Origin of the sequence: Segatella copri (assembly GCF_009495355.1) — a bacterium.
Taxonomy (GTDB): domain Bacteria; phylum Bacteroidota; class Bacteroidia; order Bacteroidales; family Bacteroidaceae; genus Prevotella.
The window spans coordinates 1-22,962 of record NZ_VZAD01000056.1 but is presented as its reverse complement, the minus strand read 5'-3'; the positions used below and the strand labels follow the sequence as shown (position 1 = coordinate 22,962).

The 22,962-nt window shown below is 42.2% G+C and carries 19 protein-coding genes; 15 read left to right on the top strand and 4 right to left on the bottom strand.

Going from position 1 to position 22,962, the window contains the following annotated elements; translation table 11 throughout:
- Window positions 1-63: 63 nt before the first annotated feature.
- The 6 genes from rpsM (at window position 64) to F7D20_RS06285 (ending at window position 4,096) form a co-directional block, all read left to right on the top strand.
- Window positions 64-444 (top strand): 30S ribosomal protein S13, encoded by a 381-nt coding sequence (gene rpsM / locus F7D20_RS06310; RefSeq protein ID WP_022252022.1) that lies wholly within the window; start codon window positions 64-66, stop codon window positions 442-444.
- Window positions 445-465: 21 nt separating this feature from the next.
- Window positions 466-855 carry a 30S ribosomal protein S11 gene (rpsK, locus tag F7D20_RS06305; protein ID WP_022252023.1) on the top strand — a complete coding sequence of 130 codons (390 nt, stop codon included), beginning with the start codon at window positions 466-468 and terminating at the stop codon, window positions 853-855.
- A 59-nt stretch (window positions 856-914) separates the two neighbouring features.
- The gene (gene rpsD / locus F7D20_RS06300; RefSeq protein ID WP_158463316.1) at window positions 915-1,520 is read left to right on the top strand and encodes a 30S ribosomal protein S4; all 606 of its coding nucleotides are present in this window, start codon (window positions 915-917) and stop codon (window positions 1,518-1,520) included.
- 12 nt (window positions 1,521-1,532) lie between these two features.
- The gene (locus F7D20_RS06295; RefSeq protein WP_022252025.1) at window positions 1,533-2,528 is read left to right on the top strand and encodes a DNA-directed RNA polymerase subunit alpha; all 996 of its coding nucleotides are present in this window, start codon (window positions 1,533-1,535) and stop codon (window positions 2,526-2,528) included.
- 31 nt (window positions 2,529-2,559) lie between these two features.
- Complete coding sequence (rplQ, locus tag F7D20_RS06290; protein ID WP_158463315.1) at window positions 2,560-3,060, top strand: 50S ribosomal protein L17; 501 nt, start codon at window positions 2,560-2,562, stop codon at window positions 3,058-3,060.
- Between the two features lie 145 nt (window positions 3,061-3,205).
- Window positions 3,206-4,096 carry a glycine zipper domain-containing protein gene (locus F7D20_RS06285; protein ID WP_158463314.1) on the top strand — a complete coding sequence of 297 codons (891 nt, stop codon included), beginning with the start codon at window positions 3,206-3,208 and terminating at the stop codon, window positions 4,094-4,096.
- Window positions 4,097-4,233: 137 nt separating this feature from the next.
- Here F7D20_RS06285 and F7D20_RS06280 read toward each other — a convergent pair whose 3' ends face one another.
- Window positions 4,234-4,887, bottom strand: a complete 654-nt coding sequence (locus F7D20_RS06280; protein WP_158463313.1) for a septal ring lytic transglycosylase RlpA family protein — start codon at window positions 4,885-4,887, stop codon at window positions 4,234-4,236.
- A gap of 107 nt (window positions 4,888-4,994) precedes the next feature.
- On the opposite strand from F7D20_RS06280, the gene F7D20_RS06275 reads away from it, so the two are divergent.
- From F7D20_RS06275 to F7D20_RS06245, 7 genes are all read left to right on the top strand, one after another.
- Window positions 4,995-8,036, top strand: coding sequence for a PEP/pyruvate-binding domain-containing protein (locus tag F7D20_RS06275; protein WP_158463312.1), 3,042 nt, complete (start codon window positions 4,995-4,997; stop codon window positions 8,034-8,036).
- 15 nt (window positions 8,037-8,051) lie between these two features.
- A complete protein-coding gene (locus F7D20_RS06270; protein ID WP_158463311.1) occupies window positions 8,052-9,956 on the top strand; it encodes a MutS-related protein in 1,905 nt (634 codons plus the stop codon).
- A gap of 589 nt (window positions 9,957-10,545) precedes the next feature.
- Entirely contained in the window at window positions 10,546-10,749 is a 204-nt protein-coding gene (locus F7D20_RS06265) for a helix-turn-helix transcriptional regulator (protein WP_158463310.1), read from the top strand.
- A 29-nt stretch (window positions 10,750-10,778) separates the two neighbouring features.
- Window positions 10,779-12,653, top strand: coding sequence for a DNA cytosine methyltransferase (locus F7D20_RS06260; RefSeq protein WP_158463309.1), 1,875 nt, complete (start codon window positions 10,779-10,781; stop codon window positions 12,651-12,653).
- Window positions 12,654-12,660: 7 nt separating this feature from the next.
- Window positions 12,661-13,839 (top strand): MvaI/BcnI family restriction endonuclease, encoded by a 1,179-nt coding sequence (locus F7D20_RS06255; protein ID WP_158463308.1) that lies wholly within the window; start codon window positions 12,661-12,663, stop codon window positions 13,837-13,839.
- A 39-nt stretch (window positions 13,840-13,878) separates the two neighbouring features.
- Window positions 13,879-16,101 (top strand): zinc-ribbon domain-containing protein, encoded by a 2,223-nt coding sequence (locus F7D20_RS06250; RefSeq protein WP_158463307.1) that lies wholly within the window; start codon window positions 13,879-13,881, stop codon window positions 16,099-16,101.
- A gap of 42 nt (window positions 16,102-16,143) precedes the next feature.
- Window positions 16,144-17,427 carry a DUF2971 domain-containing protein gene (locus F7D20_RS06245; RefSeq protein ID WP_158463306.1) on the top strand — a complete coding sequence of 428 codons (1,284 nt, stop codon included), beginning with the start codon at window positions 16,144-16,146 and terminating at the stop codon, window positions 17,425-17,427.
- 79 nt (window positions 17,428-17,506) lie between these two features.
- Here F7D20_RS06245 and F7D20_RS06240 read toward each other — a convergent pair whose 3' ends face one another.
- From F7D20_RS06240 to F7D20_RS06230, 3 genes are all read right to left on the bottom strand, one after another.
- Window positions 17,507-18,100 (bottom strand): hypothetical protein, encoded by a 594-nt coding sequence (locus F7D20_RS06240; protein ID WP_158463305.1) that lies wholly within the window; start codon window positions 18,098-18,100, stop codon window positions 17,507-17,509.
- 12 nt (window positions 18,101-18,112) lie between these two features.
- Window positions 18,113-18,304 (bottom strand): hypothetical protein, encoded by a 192-nt coding sequence (locus tag F7D20_RS06235; protein WP_228114124.1) that lies wholly within the window; start codon window positions 18,302-18,304, stop codon window positions 18,113-18,115.
- A gap of 1,105 nt (window positions 18,305-19,409) precedes the next feature.
- Window positions 19,410-19,898, bottom strand: a complete 489-nt coding sequence (locus F7D20_RS06230) for a 3'-5' exonuclease (RefSeq protein ID WP_158463304.1) — start codon at window positions 19,896-19,898, stop codon at window positions 19,410-19,412.
- Between the two features lie 479 nt (window positions 19,899-20,377).
- Between F7D20_RS06230 and F7D20_RS06225 the strand changes: the two genes are divergently transcribed.
- Both F7D20_RS06225 and F7D20_RS06220 read left to right on the top strand, forming a co-directional pair.
- Entirely contained in the window at window positions 20,378-21,610 is a 1,233-nt protein-coding gene (locus F7D20_RS06225; protein WP_158463303.1) for a sugar MFS transporter, read from the top strand.
- Between the two features lie 225 nt (window positions 21,611-21,835).
- Window positions 21,836-22,849, top strand: a complete 1,014-nt coding sequence (locus tag F7D20_RS06220; RefSeq protein WP_158463302.1) for a class II fructose-bisphosphate aldolase — start codon at window positions 21,836-21,838, stop codon at window positions 22,847-22,849.
- Window positions 22,850-22,962 lie beyond the last annotated feature (113 nt).

The following is a 22,962-nucleotide window of genomic DNA, read 5'->3' as shown; positions in this document are numbered from 1 at the left end:
AAATGTCGTACTTTTGCACCGCTTTTAACGAAAGGTATTAATTTTTAATTATTTAATTAACAAATGGCAATAAGAATTGTTGGAGTAGATTTGCCCCAGAATAAGCGTGGCGAAATCGCATTGACCTATATCTATGGTATCGGTCGAAGTAGTTCAGCAAAGATATTGGATAAGGCAGGTGTGAGCCGTGACTTGAAAGTCAGCGAGTGGTCTGACGATCAGGCAGCCAAGATCCGTGAAATTATCGGCGCTGAGTTCAAGGTAGAAGGTGATCTCCGTTCTGAGATCCAGATGAACATTAAGCGACTGATGGATATTGGTTGCTATCGTGGAGTTAGACATCGTAATGGTCTTCCTGTCCGTGGTCAGAGCACAAAGAACAATGCTCGTACTCGCAAGGGTAAGAAGAAGACTGTTGCTAATAAGAAGAAGGCTACTAAGTAATTCTGAAGGAGGAAATTAATTATGGCAAAGACAAAAGCAACATCTAAGAAGAGAAATGTTCGTGTTGACGCAATTGGTCAGTTGCACGTACATAGCTCATTCAATAACATTATTGTATCTCTTGCTAACAATGAGGGTCAGGTAATTTCTTGGTCTTCTGCTGGTAAGATGGGTTTCCGTGGTTCTAAGAAGAACACTCCTTATGCTGCTCAGATGGCTGCAGAGGATTGTGCTAAGGTAGCTTTCGATTTGGGTCTCCGTAAGGTAAAGGCTTATGTCAAGGGTCCAGGTAACGGTCGTGAGTCTGCTATCCGTGCCGTACACGGTGCAGGTATCGAGGTTACTGAGATTGTTGATGTAACTCCATTACCACACAACGGTTGTCGTCCTCCAAAGCGTCGCCGCGTATAATTCCCGCTATTAGTATTAGCATTAATAAGATACAAACTTTTTATAGCATTTTTTATATTATGGCTAGATATATAGGTCCGAAATCTAAAATTGCGCGTCGTTTTGGTGAACCAATCTTCGGCGCCGACAAAGTTTTGTCCAAGAGAAACTTCCCTCCTGGACAGCATGGCAACAACCGTCGCAGAAAGATGTCTGAGTATGGTGTCATGTTGGCAGAGAAGCAGAAAGCTAAGTACACTTATGGTGTATTAGAGCGTCAGTTCCGTAATATGTTTGATAAGGCAGCTAAAGCTGAGGGTATTACTGGTGAGGTTCTTCTTCAGAATCTTGAGTGCCGTCTTGACAACGTAGTATTCCGTTTGGGTATCGCTCCAACACGTGCAGCTGCACGCCAGTTGGTTGGTCACAAGCACATCGTTGTTGATGGTAAGGTAGTAAACATTCCTTCATTCGCTGTTAAGCCAGGTATGGTTGTAGGTGTTCGTGAGAAGTCTAAGTCTCTCGAGGTCATCGAGGCCGCTCTTGCTGGTTTCAATCATAGCAAGTATCCATGGATCGAATGGGATGACAATGCAAAGTGTGGTAAGTTCTTGCACAAGCCAGAGCGTGCCGATATCCCTGAGAACATTAAGGAGCAGTTAATCGTTGAGTTGTACTCTAAATAAATCATTATATTAATGGCGATATTAGCATTTCAAAAACCTGAAAAAGTAGTAATGCTGGAGGCTGATGATAAGTTCGGAAAGTTTGAATTCCGTCCTTTGGAGCCTGGCTTTGGTGTTACCATTGGTAACGCTTTGCGCCGCATTCTCCTTTCATCTCTGGAGGGTTATGCCATCAATACCATCCGTATAGCTGGTGTTGAGCATGAGTTTTCTTCAGTACCTGGTGTTAAGGAAGATGTTACCAACATTATCTTGAATCTCAAACAAGTTCGATTCAAGCAAGTAGTAGAAGAATTCGAGAATGAGAAAGTTAGTATCACCGTAGAGAATTCCACAGAATTCAAAGCAGGTGATATCGGTAAGTATCTGACTGGATTTGAAGTGTTAAACCCTGATTTGGTGATTTGTCATTTAGATGCCAAAGCTTCGATGCAGATAGATTTGACAATTAACAAGGGACGTGGTTACGTTCCTGCTGATGAGAATCGAGAATTCTGCACTGACGTAAACGTTCTCCCAATCGATTCCATCTACACCCCAATCCGTAACGTAAAGTATGCGGTAGAGCCATATCGTGTTGAACAAAAGACCGACTATGACAAGCTCGTACTTGAGGTTACTACCGATGGTTCCATTAGTCCAAAGGATGCTCTTAAGGAGGCTGCGAAGATTCTGATTTATCATTTCATGCTCTTCTCTGACGAGAAGATTACTCTTGAAAGTCCCGATCAGGAAGGCAATCAGGAGTTTGATGAGGAAGTTCTTCACATGCGCCAGTTGCTTAAGACTCGCCTCGTAGACATGAATCTCAGTGTTCGTGCTCTCAACTGCTTGAAGGCAGCTGATGTCGAGACACTTGGCGACTTGGTACAGTACAACAAGACTGACCTCTTGAAGTTCCGCAACTTTGGTAAGAAATCGCTTTCTGAGCTTGATGATTTGCTCGAGAGTCTGAATCTGTCTTTTGGAACTGACATTTCAAAGTATAAATTAGACAAGGATGCTTAATTAAATCCTGTCCAAAAAAGTAAAAATTAAAATGAGACATAATAAAAAATTCAACCATTTAGGTCGTACTGCTTCTCATCGTAATGCGATGTTGGCTAACATGGCTACATCTCTTATCTTGAGTGAGCACAAAAGAATCACTACGACCCTTGCAAAGGCTAAGGCTCTTAAGAAGTACGTTGAGCCACTGATCACTCGTTCAAAGAACGATACCACCACTTCACGTCGTGTTGTATTCCGTTATCTCCAGAACAAGTATGCTGTTAAGGCTCTCTTCGGTGAGGTAGCAGAGAAGGTAGCTAACCGTCCAGGTGGTTACACTCGCGTAATCAAGTTGGGTTCTCGTCAGGGTGATGCAGCTGAGATTGCTTTCATCGAGCTCGTAGACTTCGATGAGAACATGGCTAAGACTCCTAAGGCTGCTGCAAAGAAGACTCGTCGTGCAGGCCGCAAGGCTAAGGCAGAAGAGGCTCCACAGGCAGAGGCTGCTGTTGAGGCAACTCCAGCAGAGGAAGCTCCTAAGGCTGAATAATTCAACTCTCAATATCAAGAAGCGCTTTCATTTTTATGGAAGCGCTTTTTTGTTTTTAGGGATTTCCCTATCTTTTTTAGGGAAACTTTGTTTGCAGTTTCCTCGAAAAGACTTACCTTTGCATAGTTTCTTAAAAGAATAGGTTATGAAGAAGTTTCTAATATTCGCGCTTTGTTCTTTGTTCTTGATGAGCAGTTGTGACACTTATACTGGTAGTGGCGCCTATATGGGCGGTTCTATCGGCTCTATTTTAGGCTCTGCTATTGGTGGTTTGAGTGGAGGTCCCCGTGGCTCTGATATGGGTACTATTATAGGAATGGCTGGAGGTGCAGTTGTTGGTGCTGTTATCGGCAGTCAGGCCGATCAGAAACAACAGCAACAGGCTGAACAGTATCAGCGAGACAAGGCCCGTAGAGCCGAAAGAAGGGCAGCTCGGTCCCAGCATCAAAACTCCAATGATCAGTATGGCTATGAACAGTCAGGTTATGGTCAGCGAGGTTACGATCAGCCTGTTTATGGTACGCCCAATAATGAGGATAATTCCGATGTATTCGATTCCACCAACAGTGGCGATGACCGTCTTTACGATTTTAATGGTAAGGATTATGTAGGCGATTACAGCGCACAGCAACCCATTACAGTGATGCCAAGTTCGAAGATGGAAGCATTGGGGAGTAACTGGTCGTATTCTCCTACATTAGAGATAGTGAATGCCCGTTTTGTAGATTCCAATGAAGATAATACTTTGAATAGGAACGAGACTTGCAAGGTGATATTCGAGATAATGAATCGTGGCAACAGTCCCGTTTATGATGTTGTTCCTACTGTAGTGGAAACCACAGGCAACAAACATATCTATATTTCTCCGAGCATTCATGTGGAGAAAATCACACCAGGACGAGGTATCCGTTATACAGCGATGGTGAAGGCGGATAACCGACTGAAGAATGGTATGGCTCATTTCTGTGTCTCTGTGATACACGAAGGCAAGTCTATATCAAAAGTCAATGAGTTCAATATCCCGACTCGCAGATAGGTCATAGGCGTATTTGTAGAAGATTGATAAAAGGTGACCTTTAAGAAGAAGGCTCACCGTTTAAAACAGTAAACCCCGGAAGTTTTTACATTTACTTTCGGGGTTTACTCTTTTTTGCCTCGTCCTATTTCTGGAGGCTATTTGTTTCTATGAACCTTGTGCTCATGCTCAGCATTAGTTGCCTTGCCGCTTTTAGATTCTGTGTCATTCCAGCTCTCTTTCCTGTTGAGCATTTTCTCCTCATCTTTCTTTGCAGAGGTTTCTTTCAACTTTGTTGAATGTACCACTTTTTTCAGATTTTTACCTTGGTGAGCTTTGCCCTTGGCAGATTTCGAGTTCCAGTGAGGTTCTAAGGTGTAGTCAGATTCTGCCACTTCGAAGTCGATCTGAGGAAGTTTCTCCTCCTCAGGACGGAAAGGAACTGGCTTTTCCACGATTTCTACCTTTACCGACGCCACACCTTGAGCAATCATGCCTATCTCTTTGGCGGCAGCCCATGAAAGGTCAATTATTCTGCCTCTTCCGAAAGGCCCCCTGTCGATGACCTTCACTATCACACTTTTATTGTTCCTCAAGTTGGTTACTTTCAGATGTGTTCCAAAAGGGTAGTACCGATGAGCGCACGTCAGACTGTCGTGATGTAGTCTTTGACCGCTTGCAGTTCTTGCTCCTGTAGCTCTTTTTGAGTAGTAGGAGGCTTTGCCGTGCTGTTTATTCTGAGCCCAACATGCCGTGAGGCAGAAGAAGGCGAGCAAGGTAATGACAAATATTTTAAAAGTTATTCTGTTCATTTTAAGGGTGTTAGAAAATATTATTGCTGCAAAAATAATAAAATATGTTGAAAGTTGCAAGTAAATATCAGAAAAACAGTATCTTTGCATGAGTAAAATAAAAGGAAATGGAGAATAATGTACCCCAAGAGTGGAATAAATTTTATTTGAAAGATGTGTCGTTCGTCAACTTGATGATGCGACGTATCTATAATGTGTTGATCGTTGCCAATCCATATGATGCCTTCATGCTCGAGGATGATGGACGTATCGAAGAGAAAATCTATAATGAATATATGGAGCTTGGACTTCGATATCCACCTACCTTTACACAGGTCTCTACCACCGAGGAAGCCTCAGAAGTGCTTCGCTCCACTGTTATTGATCTGGTTATCTGTATGCCGGGTAATGCCGACAATGATGCCTTCGATGTGGCACGAGATATCAAGAGCAGGTTCCCCAATATCCATTGTGTGGTGCTTACTCCCTTCTCTCATGGCATCACCAAGCGTATGGAGAACGAAGACCTGAGCATCTTCGACTATGTGTTCTGCTGGTTGGGCAATACCAATCTCATTCTTTCCATCATCAAGTTGATAGAGGACAAGATGAATTTGGAACACGATATTCAGGAAGCCGGAGTTCAGATGATACTCCTTGTCGAAGACTCCATCCGCTTCTACAGTTCCATTCTTCCCAATCTCTACAATTACATATTGGAACAGAGCAAGAACTTCTCCAAGGAGGCATTGAACCGTCATGCAGCCACCATGCGTATGCGTGGTCGACCCAAGGTGGTTCTGGCTCGTACTTACGAAGAAGCTCAGAAACTCTATGACAAGTATTCCAACAATACTCTTGGTGTCATCAGCGATGCCCGTTTCCCTTTGAAGAGTGCCGCCAAGGCCTTTGGCTATAAGGTGGAAACAGAGGCTAAGCCCAAGCATCGTACTGATACTTTCGGACGTGAGAAGTGTCCTGATGCCGGTTTGCAGCTTTTCCGCTATATCCGCAAGAACGATCCTTTCGTGCCTCTTATCCTTGAGAGTTCCGAGAGCGACAACCGGGCCAAGGCCGAAGCCGAGGGCTTTCGTTTTGTAGACAAAAACTCCAAGAAGATGAGTGTAGACCTTCGCCGCCTGATGGAGGAACACATGGGCTTTGGCGATTTTATCTTCCGTGATCCCAAGACCCACGAGGAGATTATGCGTATCCGCAGTCTGAAGGAGTTACAGGACAATATCTTCAAGATTCCCAACGACTCGATGCTCTATCACATCAGTCGCAATCACATGAGCCGTTGGCTCTGTGCCCGTGCCATCTTCCCCGTGTCGGCTTTCCTGCGCCATGTCACCTGGCAGAAATTGCAGGATGTGGATGCTCACCGACAGATCATCTTCGATGCCATCGTGCAGTATCGTCACATGAAGAATATCGGTGTGGTAGCTGTCTTCGACCGTATGAAGTTCGACCAGTATGCCCACTTCGCCCGTATAGGTGAGGGCTCCTTGGGAGGCAAGGGCAGAGGTCTGGCATTTCTCGACAATGTCATCAAGCGCCATCCGGAGTTCAACCAGTATGACAATGCCACGGTTCAGATTCCGAAGACAGTTGTCCTTTGCACCGATATCTTCGATGCGTTCATGGAGAACAACAATCTCTATCCCATAGCTTTGAGCGATGCGAGCGATGACGAAATCCTGCGACATTTCCTCAGAGCGCAGCTGCCCGACACATTGGTGGCCGACTTCTTCACCTTTTTCGAGGCGACGAAGAGTCCTATAGCCATCCGTTCCAGCTCGCTTCTCGAAGATGCCCACTATCAGCCCTTTGCAGGAATCTATTCCACCTATATGATACCTTATCTTGAGGACAAGTATCAGATGCTTCAGATGTTGGCGTGTGCCATCAAGGGCGTGTATGCCTCGGTGTTCTATCGCGATTCCAAGGCTTATATGACCGCAACGAGCAATGTCATCGACCAAGAGAAGATGGCAGTCATCCTGCAGCAAGTGGTGGGTAATGACTATGGCACCCGTTTCTATCCCACGATGAGTGGCGTGCTCCGTTCGCTCAACTATTATCCGATAGGTGACGAAACGGCAGAAGAAGGTATTGCCAGTCTGGCTCTTGGACTGGGCAAATACATTGTGGATGGTGGCCAGACCCTTCGGGTATGTCCTTATCATCCCAACCAGGTGTTGCAGACTTCAGAGGTCGACAAGGCACTCAGGGAGACCCAAACCCAGTTTTATGCCCTCGATATGCAACATGTGGGTGAAGACTTCAAGGTGGATGATGGGTTTAATATTCAGAAACTGAGAATCAAGGATGCTGTCGAGGACCAGTCGCTCAACTTTATAGCCTCCACCTTCGACCCCTACGACCAAGTCATCAACGACGGCGTGTACGAAGAGGGTCGCAAGCTGATCACCTTTGCCAGTGTGCTGCAACATGGAGTCGTTCCCCTTCCCGAAATACTCCAGATGTCCATGAAGTATGGTTCCGGAGCCATGCGCCGTCCTGTAGAGATAGAGTTTGCCTGCAATATCCATGCCGACAGAACCTGCGATTTCTATCTTCTCCAGATACGTCCCATCGTGGATGCCAAAGAGATGCTCGATGAGGATGTGGAGGCCATTCCCGACAGCGAGTGCTTGTTGCGTTCGCACAATTCACTCGGTCATGGTATCAGCGAGGATGTCGTGGATGTAGTGTATGTGAAGTACGACGACCATTTCTCAGCGATGAACAATTATTATGTGGCTGACGATATAGAGCGCATCAACCGCAAGTTCCTTTCCGAAGGCAAGAACTATGTGCTGATAGGTCCCGGCCGATGGGGCTCCAGCGACCATTATCTCGGTGTTCCCGTCAAGTGGCCGCATATCAGTGCAGCCCGGGTTATCGTGGAGGTGGCGCTGAAGAACTATAACATCGATCCCAGCCAGGGGACCCACTTCTTCCAGAACCTCACCTCTTTCGGGGTGGGTTACTTTACGGTAGATACCAATACCGGGGAGGGTGGCTTCGTCGACAAGGCTGTGCTCGATGCGATGCCGGCGGTCGAGGAAACACAATATGTTCGCCATGTGCGCTTTGAGCATCCGCTGCGCATATTGATGGATGGTAAGAAACAGGAGGGAGCCGTGCTCATTCCTACAAAATAGATGATATAGACAGAAATGGATTTAAAGACAAGTTATCAACAGCATGTGGATAAGTATGCTTCCGAGGTGGCAGCCTTGAGGCGCAAGAACAATGGCTTCATCACGGGCGAGTTGCTCTCGTTCGGAGCCATCCTTACTTTCGTGGTATGTTATATTGCTATGGACGAGGGTAGTAGTCGTTGGCTGTTGGGAGCCGTGTTGGCTCTCATTGCCTATTTCAATATCCGTCGTTTGGACGATAAGAACAAGGAGAAGATAGCCCATCTCTCTGCGCTCCTCGCAGTATACCAGAACGAGATCAGAGCTTTGGAGGGCGATTTCTCGTCTTTCGAAATGGGCAATCAATACCAGAATCCACAGCATGCTTATTCCTTCGATCTCGATGTCTTTGGCAGGGATTCACTCTTCCATCGCATCTGCCGCACGATAACCACGGGTGGCTCTGATGCCTTGGCAAGAAATCTTTCTCTTCAGACTCCTTTGAAGGCAGAGGAGATAGCCCGGCGTGTTGCCTTGCAAAAGGAACTTGCAGGCGACGAGCAGCAGGGCGAACTTTGGCGAATGGAGTTCCTGGCTTTGGGAGAGAGGAACAAAAAGCAGGTGCTTGATGCGCCAGACCCCGACAACTCTCACCGTCTTCATGTCGATATGGCGGCAGAACCAGTCAGAAGGGTAGTGGGTTATCGCAAGATAGATTCCTCTGCAGTGGCTGAAGCCATCCGCAAGGTTTCGGCAATGGCAGTGCCTGCGTGGTATGGTTCGAAGGCTTCGCTCCTTCTCGGTTGGGCATTCATCATCGGTGTATGTTCCTCGGTGTTGCTTTCTGTCTTTGGCGTGGTTTCCGTGAACGTCCCCCTTTGGTGGGTGATGATTCAGTACATGGTAGTGTTCTTTGTCTGCAAGCAGACCTTGGACAAGATTGACAGCCATGGCGGTAAGCTCCGCGACCAACTGGTGGCTTACTCGCAGATACTCCAGCTTGTAGCCCGTCGCCATTTCCGTAGCGAGCTGGGGCAGCAAATGCAGTCTACGCTTTCGGAGGCGCTTCCTTCCTTTGTTCAACTCGAGAAAATCCTCAAGGGATACGACCGTCGTGGCAACTTTCTCGGTCTCTTCTTCACCGATGCCTTCATGCTGAGCGACTTCTTCTTGGTTCGCAGTTTCCTGAAATGGAAGAATACCTATGTGGTGAAGATGGAGGAGTGGATGGACATCGTGAGCGAACTGGATGCAGCCGTTTCGATGGCAGATTTCAGATACAACCATCCTGAGGCTACGGATGCAGAAATCGTCGACGGCTCTCCTGTGCTCTTCGAGGCCAAGAATCTGTATCATCCCTTCTTGGGAGCCAAGGCAGTGAAGAACGATTTCGCTATCCATGACGACAACTACTATATTATTACAGGAGCTAATATGGCAGGCAAGAGCACCTTCCTCCGTTCCCTTGGAGTCAACTACATTCTTGCCATGTCGGGCATGCCCGTCTTTGCCAGTTCTCTCAAGGTGTCACGTTTCCAACTTTTCTCCAGCATGCGCACCACCGACGACCTTACTCATGGCATTTCCTATTTCAATGCTGAGCTCTTGCGTCTCGAGCAACTCATGCAGTTCTGTAAGCGCGGCGAACTTCGCACCCTCATCATCCTCGATGAGATTCTGAAAGGCACCAATTCCTTGGACAAACTCAACGGCTCCCGACTCTTTCTTGAGTCCATCTCCCGCATGCCTGTTACGGGAGTCATTGCCACCCACGACCTGGAGTTGTCCCGAATGGCAGAAAGCAGTCCCGGGCGTTTCCACAACTATTGCTTTGAGATAGATCTCGGTACCGACGTCACCTATACTTATAAGATACAGCCGGGAGTAGCACGCAATCAGAACGCCACCTTCCTGCTGAATAAGATTTTGGAGAGAAACTAATCCTTTCTCTCCATAGCCCTTCGACTTGCTCCGTAACTTTCCTTTTCTCTTCTTGGATGAACACCCACATGAACAGCAAAACAATTCGCGCATGATTTCCATGCATTCTTGATGAATTTGTTTTGTCAAGATTATGGCGAATGGCAATTCTGTAAGCTGTGAGTTTGGATGTAACTACTCAGCACCCCTATGGGCATGAGTAGTTACTAGCCTTGCAAGTGCTTTTTCTATACAAAAGTGATGTTTTTGCATCAAATCATAGGCATAGATATAAAGTTGGTTTTGCGGTCTGAAAACGTCACTTTCCTCCCTCTTGTTGATGATTACAATTCAGCCTTCAAGCATGAAAAAACAGATGGTTTGTACCTCGCTTGTACCGCATATTCGGTAACACGCTGAAATACAAGGTTAGTGAATAATTCTGAGACAATAATAATTGAGATTCTATAAATAGTCATATTCTAAATGATTATTTCCTGATAAATATGAAAATAATCAAATAACTTTGTGATAAACCATATAATATTAATCGAAATACGGAGTTATTATATATAAATTCGTATCTTTGTACTCGAAAAAGTTTTCAGTCATGAATAAAAAAGATTTAAATAGAATAAAAATGGTTCTGGTAGAAAAGCATCGTACCAGTAAATGGTTATCTGAACAGTTAGGGAAAGACCCCACAACGGTTTCAAAGTGGTGTACAAATCAATCTCAACCAACATTAGAAATTTTGCTTCGAATAGCAGAACTTCTTGAAGTGAATTATACCGAGTTGGTAAGAGTTGAATAACAGAATTGGATAAATGACAAAATATAATTATGTCTGAAAAGAAAGAGTTTATTTCAACCCGAAAGGGTATTACATATCTTGATTTGTTTGCTGGGGCTGGTGGCTTCAGTGAGGGCTTCATGCAAGCCTATACGGATGACAAGTATTACGATTTTCGTTTAGCAAGCGATATTAACGAGAATTGTGAGCTTACACATCGTGTTCGTTATAACAAGATGCTTGGTCTTGATACTAAATTCTTGTGTCAAGATATTATGGAAGATTCTTTTTTATCTAATCTTCTCAAAGAAATAGGTAATCAAGAAATCGATGTTGTAACAGGCGGTCCAAGTTGTCAGTCGTTTAGTCTTGCTGGACGTAGAAAGAAGCTGGACAAACGTGATGACTTGTTCTTTCATTACTTAAAGGTAATTAAGGCTTTACGTCCAAAATACTTTGTAATGGAGAATGTAAAGGGAATACTAACAAAGGATGAAGGGCGAATAAAAGAGAGAATTCTTCGTGAAATCAGATCTATCGTTGATGATGCGAAAATGAATCAACTCTATGCTTTCTTGGACGATGTGTTGAAACCACAGATGCCAACATCCTTGTACTATGCCTTATATATTAGGCTTTGTATGGAAACGTCCACTGAGAATTGGGACAAGCAGAATGAGATTTTCTTTGAGAATCTTGAGCAACAATTGAAGAATGTAACTAAACATTTGCCGTATAGTATAAGCAAGAGTGACGAAAGTGTAAATACTATTCGTCATGGACTTTTGTTGTTAAAAATGAAACAGCAAAGAGATTCTATCCGCAAACAGGTCATTCAATTGAAAACCAGTGCCCATATTGACAATGACACTTTTATGGATGGCTACAATGCTATAATTGAGACAATCTCTGATGAGCAGATTCTTGAAAAGACTTTAGATGCTGTTGACAAAGTGGCAAAAATGGGAGATTGTGCAGAAGATGCGCAGTCCTTAAAGAAGTCTTTGGAAATACTAACATCTACTTTTGATGAGTGTATAGAATATATTCAAGAGCAACTCAAAGGAAAAAAAGACCTTCTCAATCATCTCAATGAAATGATGAAGGAAATTCGGCTTTACAATATTGAAGAGCCATTTATACTTTTGTCCTCAAACTATGGTGTTCCTCAAAATCGTGAGCGAGTAGTTTTTATTGGTTGCAGAAATGACCAAGAGGTTATTAAAGAGATTCCTGCCACCGTCAGTGATAGCAAGAAAGTGAAAGTTTATGAAGCACTTTGGGATTTGGATATGATTGGAAATGGCGAAACAGTAACTTCGTATAAGAAGCCAAAGTTGAACCTAAAATTTGAAGATACAAAAATTCAAAGAGCTATTCAAGGTGAGCCGGATGAACGTGGACTTTTGTTTTCTGAATGGTCAAGAATTGGGCGCTTGGGGCATCGATTTACATTCGACCATGAGCCATTCTATGTATTGAATATGAACGAGTTGGATAGACCTCAGAAATATCAGCACATGGGTTTATTCAATCACCAAACAAGTCTGCAGAACGAAAAAGTTCGTGAGCGACTGCGAATTATTGCCGAACATGGGGATTATGATGACGCAAAGACTGAACTAAAAAAGAAAGGACTGGAGTCTCAGAAACGAAACTATGTAGTATTGAATCCTCTCGGACAAAGTCCTACAGTTTGTACAATGCCAGATGACTTTATTCATTATTCTGCGTATCGTCCAATGACAGTTCGTGAAATGGCTCGTCTTCAGAGTTTTGATGATTCGTTTGTATTTCAGGGGAAACGTCAGACAGGTGGTAACAATCGCCAAAAAGAGATACCTCAATATACACTTGTAGGTAATGCTGTTCCACCACTAATGGCAAGGGCAATTGCCAATACATTGTTGAAACATATAAAGTAGAAATCACATGGTTAATATGCGTCCATTTACTGCTTTTGAGCAAAAAAATTTGAAATTTCTTGTAAACCACAATGTAAAGTTTACACAAGTTGAGATTACCCCTACTGGTTTGGGTAAGGGTATTCTTGACTCAACCGCTCCTATGCGAACCTATTTCCTTGAAAATGACATTCATAACTATGAAGAACAGCTTCAAGGTCAGGAATATAAGCAAATAAAAACAGCATGTATCCTTACAGATACAACACAATTCTTTACGAAAGCTTCTTTCTATCGTCCTAATACAAAGAAAGGTGACCCACGAATGTGGATTTATGGTTTTGGCTCATACACGAAATGCAACGATATTCATGTACTATTTTGGTATAATAAGACATTGTATAGCATCAATATCACTCATATAGATATTGAAAAATGCTATAACTCAGCCATTCTCACACCTATGAAAGAAGTTCTAAGTAATATAAACAAAGAAGGTAACTCTGCATCAGTAGAACTTCTTAATCGATTCCGTGCTGTAAAAGGGCAATGGTTTGAGTCAGAAGTAACGGCAGATACAGGCATTGGTAGAACCATTGAATCTTTCCTTGGTATCAGCATGAATAGTGACAAGACTCCAGATTACAAAGGTATTGAATTGAAAAGTCATCGTGACAAGAGAAGTAGCAAAAAGAACGTGTTGTTTACTCAGACTCCAGATTGGGATTTAAGCACGTTGAAATCAGGTCGTGAAATTGTAGAAAATTATGGGTATATAAATGCTGATGGATTCAAGACCTATCAGAATACTGTGCAATGTGCAATCCCTAATAGCAATATGTTGTTTTTGAATGTCAATCACTTGAATGAACTTCTCGAATTACAGGCTCAAAAAAAGAAGATAGAAGATATTGCAGTATGGCGATTAGTAAAGTTGCATCAACGTTTGCAAATAAAGCATCATGAAACATTCTGGATAGAGGTAGAAAATGAGGTAAGTGATGGCAAGGAATACTTTCGCTATAAGCAGATTGAGCATACAAAGAATCCAAATGTGGGGCAGTTCGACATTCTGCTTGAACAGAGCATTATAACTGTTGATCTTATCCTTTGCCGTCCAAGTGGACATGGCGATACTTATTCTTTCAAAATAAAGAAAAAAGGAATGCCATTACTGTTTCCAGAGTCTGTAGTGTATAAAATTTAATTCATTGTTTTATAGTTTTATTCTATTAATTATCTTATTATGAAGATTCCCAAACATTATATTTCAGAAATACCCTCTTTACTAAAGGAATGGAACTGGAATAAGAATAAAGGAATTTCACCATACTCTATAGGTTGTGGTAGCAGCAAAAAGATATGGTGGAAATGTAGTGTTTGTGGTAATGAATGGGAAGCAACTCCAAATTCTCGTAGTGGTAAAAAAAAGTGTGGATGCCCTAAATGTGGGATTAAAAAGTTAGTTAAACATAACCTTGAAAAGCGAGTAGAAAAGGGAGGCTCGCTTTCATTATGCTACCCTGCGTTACTTGAAGAATGGGATTATAATAAAAATACACTTGAACCTCAGTCAATTCCCCCTCAAACAGGGAGGAAAGTGTGGTGGATATGTAAAAAATGTGGCCATAGTTGGAAAGCAAGTGTTCAAAGCAGAACAAAAAATGGCACTGGATGTCCAGAATGTGGTAAAGAAAAGGCGAGAGAAACGACAGAAAAAAATAAACTTAAGCGCTATGGCTCATTAGCAAAAACTAATCCTGAGTTTCTAAAAGAATGGGATTTTGCCTTGAATAACATATCTCCAGATTCTATTTCATGGCATTATTCCAAGAAGGTTCATTGGATATGTATAAAAGGGCATAAATTTGAGTCTGCTCCAAATAGAAGAGTAAGATTGGGGAGAGGTTGCCCAGTTTGTGCTAGAGAAAGTGGAACTTCATTTCCAGAACAAACTATATATTTTTACATAAATACCATTGTTCCTTCCGAAAATAGATACCTTCATAAAGGTATTGAAATTGATGTTTACATTCCGTCGCTCAAAGTAGGCATAGAGTATGACGGAATCTATTTTCACAATTCGACGAAATCAGCAAAGCAAGAGGTTAAGAAGAATAAAATATTAGAATTTGATGGCATTCGATTAATTCGCATTAAAGAATCAACTGAGTATAAAGTTGTTGGTGATACAATTTTCATTGTTCCTACGAAAAATTATGATTATCTAAAGGATGCAATCAATTTTATCATCAATAAGATTGAACTATGCGAAGAAATTGATATAGATCCTATTCGGGATAGAATGCAAATTCTAGAGCAATATGTTGTTAATGAGAAAAAAAATAGCATTGTTCAAAAAATGCCAGATGTTGCAAAACAATGGGATTACCTCAAAAATGGTACAATCAAACCAGAATACATTAGAGCTTCTTCAAACCAAAAATTTTGGTGGAAATGTGAAAATGGTCATAGTTGGGCAGCAAGTGCTTATAGTAGAGCAAATGGTAATGGATGTCCTTGTTGCTCTGGGAAAACTCTTGTTCTGGGTGAAAACGACTTGTTATCACAAAATCCCAAACTAGCCAAAGAATGGAATGCACAGAAAAATGGAAATCTAACGCCAAATATGGTTACTATAAGAAATGGTAAAAAGGTTTGGTGGAAATGTTCTAAATGTGGCCATGAATGGAAAACTTCCGTTGCTCATAGAAGTGAAGGGAAAGGTTGTCCTGTTTGTGGACGACAGAAATGTGATCAATCACGAAGCAAGTATTATCTTAAAAAAAATGGTTCTTTTATTGATGTAAAACCTGAACTTCTAGAAGAATGGGATTTTGAAAAAAATGGAGATTTGGATCCCTATTTGTTAACTGCTCATAACGGCAGAAAGGTTTGGTGGAAATGTAAAAAGTGTGGTCATACTTGGATGGCTTATATCAGTAATAGAACAAGTAGAGGTAGTGGTTGCCCATACTGTAATAAAAAAATATTGGGAGAAGTTCAGACACGAACAGCATTGAGGAAGACTGGATCTATTGCTCAAACTCACTCATATTTGCTCGAAGAATGGGATTACAGAAAGAATATTATAAAACCAGAAGAAATTTCAATTGGTAGTGATAGAAAAGTATGGTGGAAATGCCGTTTCTGTGGCTATGAATGGGAGGCTCCACCTAATTCTTCAAATCGAAGAACTTCTTTTGAGAAGGGATGTCCTGCGTGTCTTAGAAAAATTATATGGGAAGGACATAATGACTTAGCTACAACAAATCCTTCATTAGCGTCCGAATGGAATTATGAAAGAAATACTAATATAACTCCAAATTCAATAACAGATGGAAGTAATAAAAAAGTATGGTGGATTTGTTCTACTTGTGGAACTGAATGGCAAGCGGTTGTAGCAGAAAGAAATAAAGGTCATTGTGGATGTCCAAAATGTAGACGCTCAGATAATAAGTCTAGATAATTGTTTTGGCATTTAATTATAATAATTGATTATTAACATTGTATGGAAAATGTATTATTTACTGAAATAACAAACTCTGTAACAAACTTTGTTTCGAAATTGGGTACTCATTACAAATTAGTGCCATTAGAAGGTATAAAAAAAGATGGTAGTATTGCCAAATTATTGATTGTTGAAGTTAACGGACAAAACTATTTACATATAGGGTCTGATAATTCTACTGCATCATTTGAGTGGTGTCCTAAAACAAAATTTCAGAAAGCAGTATATCGTTGTGTTCCTAATGAAAAAGGTGAATATTGCCTCATGAAGAATAATAAAATGGTTATTAATTATTACGACTTTACATGTGATGACGTAATAAAGATTGTTTTTGGTGACATAAAAGCTAAACTCTCTAACATTCCTACTGTAGCTAAACTCCTAAGTAGATTTATGCCTACTGATATTGACCCTAAGGATTTGGGATATGATATTAATGAACACACTTATTTCATTGTAGATTGGGACAAACCTAATGGAAAAGAATCGCTCTTCTTCGTGAATTATTTCCGGAATCTTTTTCACGGAGTACAAAAACATGCGATTATCCACAAACCATATATGGTAGGGAGGATTGCTAAATATACTTCACTTGAAACTGCATTAATGATACTTAAAAGTGGAAAAGTTCGTATGATGTCTGTTACCGCCATGAACGACAAAAAGGAAATAGGTCATCTGTTTTATGAAATAAGTAAAAATGAATCTGAACATTTAAAAAATAAGACAAAAATGGATTATGCGCAACATCGATATATCACAAGTTTCACAAACAAAATTGATGATTTAACGATGTGGAGATTATATGGAGATAATGGAAATGGAGTTTGCCTTATCTTTTCTGAACCAGATGATTGTCTGTTCTATCTTCCTGTTGAGTATTTGGGTACTAATTCAAATGGTTTACTCAAGAAAGTTAAATGTATTTATGAAGAATTATTAAAACAAGGGTATAAATTTACTTTTAAGTCGCTGGAAACAATATGGCAATATTATTTGAAGCCAGAAGGATTTAGTATGGAACAAGAACTCAGATATTTACTAATTGATAAAGCTCAGCCAGATGGATACACCATTGCTTCAAATGGTGTTATAAGTGGGTATAAGGACCTGCCATTATCCTCAGAAGAAGTTCAATATCCAGCATTTCTCCAAGGAATAATTCTTGGCCCCAACATGAAGAATGCGGAAATTAACAAGTACCAATTAGAAACTATAGCAGAAGAGAATGGTATACCTCTATTGATGGGAATAGAATATAGTTCGATAAATTACTATATATAGGGACTAATAGACATTCAAACCCAACCTACCAATCTTTAGCGCAGGCAAGCTAAGGTTAGTCGGTTGGGTTAATTTATCTTTACTTGTCATAGTACTGTGCAATCATCACCACAATACCTCCTACAACAACAAAGATACCTATGGTAAAAAAGAACCAGAAGAACCACTGTGCATAGTAACCAAGGTAGCAGCCGTCATATTCCTTATAACGTTTTTGAACATCCTTGCGTTCCTTCACAAGCATATCATTGATTTCACGGAAACACTTTCTGTTCTCATTGATAGTCCACTCACGCTGTTCTGCAAACAGTTGATCAATCTTCTGCCAGTCTGCATCTGAAACTGTAACAGACACTTTTAGCTTAGTCGGTGCATCATCCAGAACCTTGTCGATGTTCTGATTAATTGAATCAACCTTGTTGCTGATTTTGATAACAGCTTCACCCAGTTTCCCTTCCTCACGATGAGTCTGACGGATTGCAGACTCTAAAGTGAGTTGGGCATTGATAACAGCGGTTGTCGCTTTGTCAATGGCTGAGCTAAACTGTTTCAGTTCTAAAAGTCGATTGACAATATCCTGTTCGACTTGCTGAGTTTCAACCTCCAATTCGATGTCGTTTACAATATCATCGAAGTCTGGCTTTTCTTCTCTGTTTTTGCTTCTCTTGATCATAGTTGAGTTTGTTTATCTACAGAAACGATAACGTGGTTTAGGTTTGCACATAGAGTGAGCCATCTGAATACAACGGTGGGCGAACTTCCAGTCATCTTCATCATCCTTCTTGCCCCAACCAGATTCAGGAGAAGAACCGCCACCACCTCCACACGAATCTGACATTGCAGTTGCTGCATCGATGTAGTTGGCAAACAAAAGCATGTTGCTACCCTTTTTCTAAAAGCAATACAATTCCGGCTTTTCTCTCTATACCCTACAAACATGATTATTTGCATCCGTTCAGGATAATAAGCCATGCATAAAAACGTTATAATGTTTTTAGAGAAGGGTACAAAGGCTTGGCTATCATCTTTATATATCAAGGATGGTTGCTCTGGCAAAATCTTTCTGCAAAGAATTTCCCGCTCTAAAAACTCATCAAAGCGTTTTTGAAATAGGATAGGCACAAAACCCTTCATCCTTCATCTATCCCTCGGAATCCCCTGTGTTTATCGGGGTTTCAGGGATTGAAGGGTACTTTTCCACCCTTCATCACCCTTCATCCACCGTTCATTCCATTTTTTCCTGTTTGTTATGTACTCAACTTTCCTAATTCCCCTGTTTGCAAATCTACAGTTATGAATTTGTTTTGCCAATTGCGGATAAATCTATGTTCTAAACTTTCGAACATAAGTTCTAAACTTTAGAACATAGATTTTGTAGGCTTTAAAAAATATTTATATAGTATAAGAAAAATATTTCGAGCTGTACGGTTGAAATTCCTCAATACGCCCTCCTAAGAGCTTCTGGGCTTTCAGCCCGTGCCAGCCTACAGGTCGTAAATATTTCTGTGTTTTAAGAATTTCTGTTGACCACTCTTTGCGTTTTTTCTAATATGAGTTGACTTGGTTATTACTTATTTGTAATTTACGTTGACTGACTTCATTTTAGTCATATTTATAGTTGACTGCTTATGCAGTAGTAGCATCAGTTAGCCGGAATCTGAAAATGGCAAAAAGTTGAAGGGTAATGAAGGGTGAATTTGTACCCTTCGCCCCCTGAAACCCCGATAAACACAGGGATTCAGAAGAAATGATGAAGGGTGAAGGGGTTTTGCGTAATCCATTTTTATAAATACTGATGCAGTAAAAATGCCTACTTATGGCACAATAGTGCCCAGCGAAGAGCAGTATTGTGCCCTTTAAGGAGCACTTTTCTGGCAAAGGAAGTTATATGTTTTTAGTGCGCTGTTTCTTATCCCGAACAGAGGCTTTATGGGCTTTTATTTGTATAGTTGTGCTTTCAAATAAGAGCCCAGAGTCTTAGCTTATAATATCTCCCTCGCGATGGCTGCACACGCTTCCGCATCTGCCAGAGCATGATGGTGTTTTGTTAAATCATAGCCGCAACGGGCTGCGATAATATCGAGGGTGTGACTGCCTTGGGGCCACACTTTGCGAGATGCCACGCAAGTGCAGTAGAACTCATAGTCGGGATAGTCCATCTGATAGACGCGGAAGACAGCCTTCAGGCAACTTTCATCAAAAGCCTTGTTGTGAGCTACGAGAGGGAGCCCGGCTATCTTGGGCTCTATCTGCTTCCATACATCGGGGAAGACAGGAGCCTCTTCTGTATCAGAGGCACACAGACCATGCACCTTACTGCACCAGTAGTTGTAATACTCCGGTTCGGGCTTGATGAGCGAGTAGAACTTGTCTACTATCTCTCCGCCACGTACTATGACAATGCCTACAGAGCATACCGATGATCGCTCGTTGTTGGCTGTCTCAAAATCTATTGCTGCAAAATCTTTCATGTCGTAACTTGTTCGTTTGTATGGCGCTTTGTCATGCGATGCCGTTTCCCGACATCACAGCAAGCCGTGTATTGAAGTTTTCTGTGGAATAAAAACTATCTATATTATAGGTAACGTTTTGACCGTAAAGATATTGCTATGATCAGTCTGTTTTTGTAGGCTAAAATGATAATTTTTATAGTATAACGGTAAGACTTTTCCAGTATTAATCAAACGATTCACAGGGATTTAAGGCTGATGGCATAAGTATAGCATTTGGAGTCTGCCTGAAAATATGTTAATAATCGGGATTTGTGGGCTGATAGCATACGGAATGTAAAAACGCACAGAGTGGAGCAGGAGTGTTCCAGTATTTCCATTATGAAGAGAAATGATGGCTTTTGGAAGGTTGTTGCAAAGAAAACTCCTTTTGATAAAATATTTTTTGCGATTTGACGTTATATACTAATAATCATTTTTTAGAAGAAAAATAAATAATAATGTCAATAGAACAACAGAAAACAAAAGACAGAAATTATCTTGTTCCTTTTGTATTGGTAACGTCGCTCTTTTTCTTGTGGGGCTTCGCTCGTGCCATTCTGGATGTGCTCAACAAGCACTTCCAGAATGCTTTGCATATCAGTATCACTCACTCCGCCCTGATTCAGGTCACCACCTATTTGGGCTATTTCTTGATGGCGATACCTGCGGGCATCTTTATCAATCGCTATGGCTATCGTCGTGGTGTGGTCTTCGGACTGATGCTTTTCGGCATCGGTTCCCTGCTTTTCATCCCCGGAGCTTCGGTAGGCAGTTTCTATGCCTTTCTGTTTTGCCTGTTCATCATCGGGTGCGGACTGGTGTTCTTGGAGACGGCAGCCAATCCCTATGTCACCGAGTTGGGCAGCAAGGAGACGGCGACAAGTCGCCTCAATCTGTCCCAGTCTTTTAATGGATTGGGTGGCATCTTCGCCACGTTCTGCATCGGTCAGTTTCTCTTCAACAATACCGAGAAAGGTGGCAATGTGGTGGTGCCTTATGCCATCTTGGGTGTCTTGGTGCTTGCCATAGCCGTAGTCTTCTCGCGTGTCAACCTGCCCGAAATCAGTCATGAGCAGACATTAGAGGATAAGGAGCGCGGTTCCAATATCCGCAAGCTCTTCACCCATCACAAGATGTTTGTCTTTGGCCTTTTTGCCTTGCTGAGTTATGAGGTGGCTGAGATTTCCATCAACAGCTATTTCATCAACTTCGTCACCGGCATGCACTGGATGTCCGACCGCACAGCCTCATTGGTGTTGACGGGGGCTTTGGCTTTCTTTATGGTAGGTCGCTTCTTGGGCAGTTGGGTGATGCGCCATGTGGCAGCTACCACGATGCTCCTTGTTTGTGCTGTGGGTTGCGTGGTGTGCAATGTCTTGGTCTTGTGCTGTTTAGGCAAAGTGTCTTTGGTGGCATTGTTGTGCAACTATCTCTTCGAGGCTATCATGTTCCCCACCATCTTCTCGATAGCCCTTGTAGGATTGGGCAATCTTACCAAGAGCGCCTCCTCGCTTCTGATGATGACCCCTATAGGTGGCTGTGGCTTCCTTCTGATGGGGCTCATTGCCGACCGCACCCATGTGGTGATGCCTTTTGTGGTGCCCTTGGCAGGTTTTGTCGTTGTGCTGGCTTATGCCGTGCGTGAGTATTATATTAATAAGGTGAACGTACAAAAAGGAGAGAGCGCATAAATTGCTATCTGTATTTTGCAAAAATGAAAGCAGAGTAGGATTCGTGTAAAATATAAACTTTTTTAACTTGTTTGAGGGGTGAAAAGTTAGCTCAACATTTTGCTGTTTCATTTGAAAAAGGTAATTTTGCACTCGAAGTTTGAAGAGAGGCCATCCTCTTGGAGATGGTTTCTTTCGAAAAAATGAATTGAATGTTTCATTAAAACTTATAAAATTAAAACTATTATGGCAGTAGATTACAAGAAAATCGGTCTTGTGAACACTAAGGAAATGTTCGCAAGAGCTATCAAGGGCGGTTGGGCCGTTCCTGCTTTCAACTTCAACAACTTGGAGCAGCTTCAGGCTATCATCCAGGCTTCTTCTAACTTGAAGTCACCTGTTATCCTTCAGGTTTCTAAGGGTGCTCGCAAGTATGCTAACCCTACATTGCTCCGCTACATGGCAGAGGGTGCTGTAGAGTATGCTAAGGAGTTGGGTTGCAACCATCCAGAGATCGTTCTTCACCTCGATCACGGTGATAGCTTCGAGACATGTAAGAGCTGTGTAGACTTCGGCTTCTCTTCTGTAATGATTGATGGTTCTGCACTTCCATACGAGGAGAACATTGCATTGACAAAGAAGGTTGTTGATTACGCTCATCAGTTCGATGTAACTGTAGAGGGTGAGCTCGGTGTCCTCGCTGGTGTTGAGGACGACGTAGTAGCTGAGGAGTCTCACTATACAAAGCCTGAGGAGGTTGTTGACTTCGCTACACGTACTGGCGTTGATTCATTGGCTATCTCTATCGGTACTTCTCATGGTGCTTACAAGTTCAAGCCAGAGCAGTGCACACGTGATCCTAAGACTGGTCACCTCGTTCCTCCTCCATTGGCATTCGACGTATTGGAGGCAGTAGAGAAGCAGCTTCCTGGTTTCCCAATCGTTCTCCACGGTTCTTCTTCAGTTCCTCAGGAGTATGTTGACATCATCAACAAGTACGGTGGCAAGTTGCCAGACGCAGTAGGTATCCCAGAGGAGCAGTTGACAAAGGCTTCTAAGAGCGCTGTTTGCAAGATCAACATCGACTCTGACTCTCGTCTTGCCTTCACTGCTGGTGTTCGTGAGACATTTGCTTTGCACCCAGAGTACTTCGACCCACGTCAGTACTGCGGTAAGGCTCGTGAGTACATGGTTGACCTCTATAGCCACAAGATCAAGGATGTTCTTCATTCTGACAACAAGTTGGCTAACCTCGACTAATCATCGTAGGTCGCTAAGACATAAAAAGAGCGGAAGTCCGAAAGGATTTCCGCTCTTCTTTTGTGTGTCGGGCATGACACTAACCTAACTGGTTTAACTCCAGTCGCAGGTAT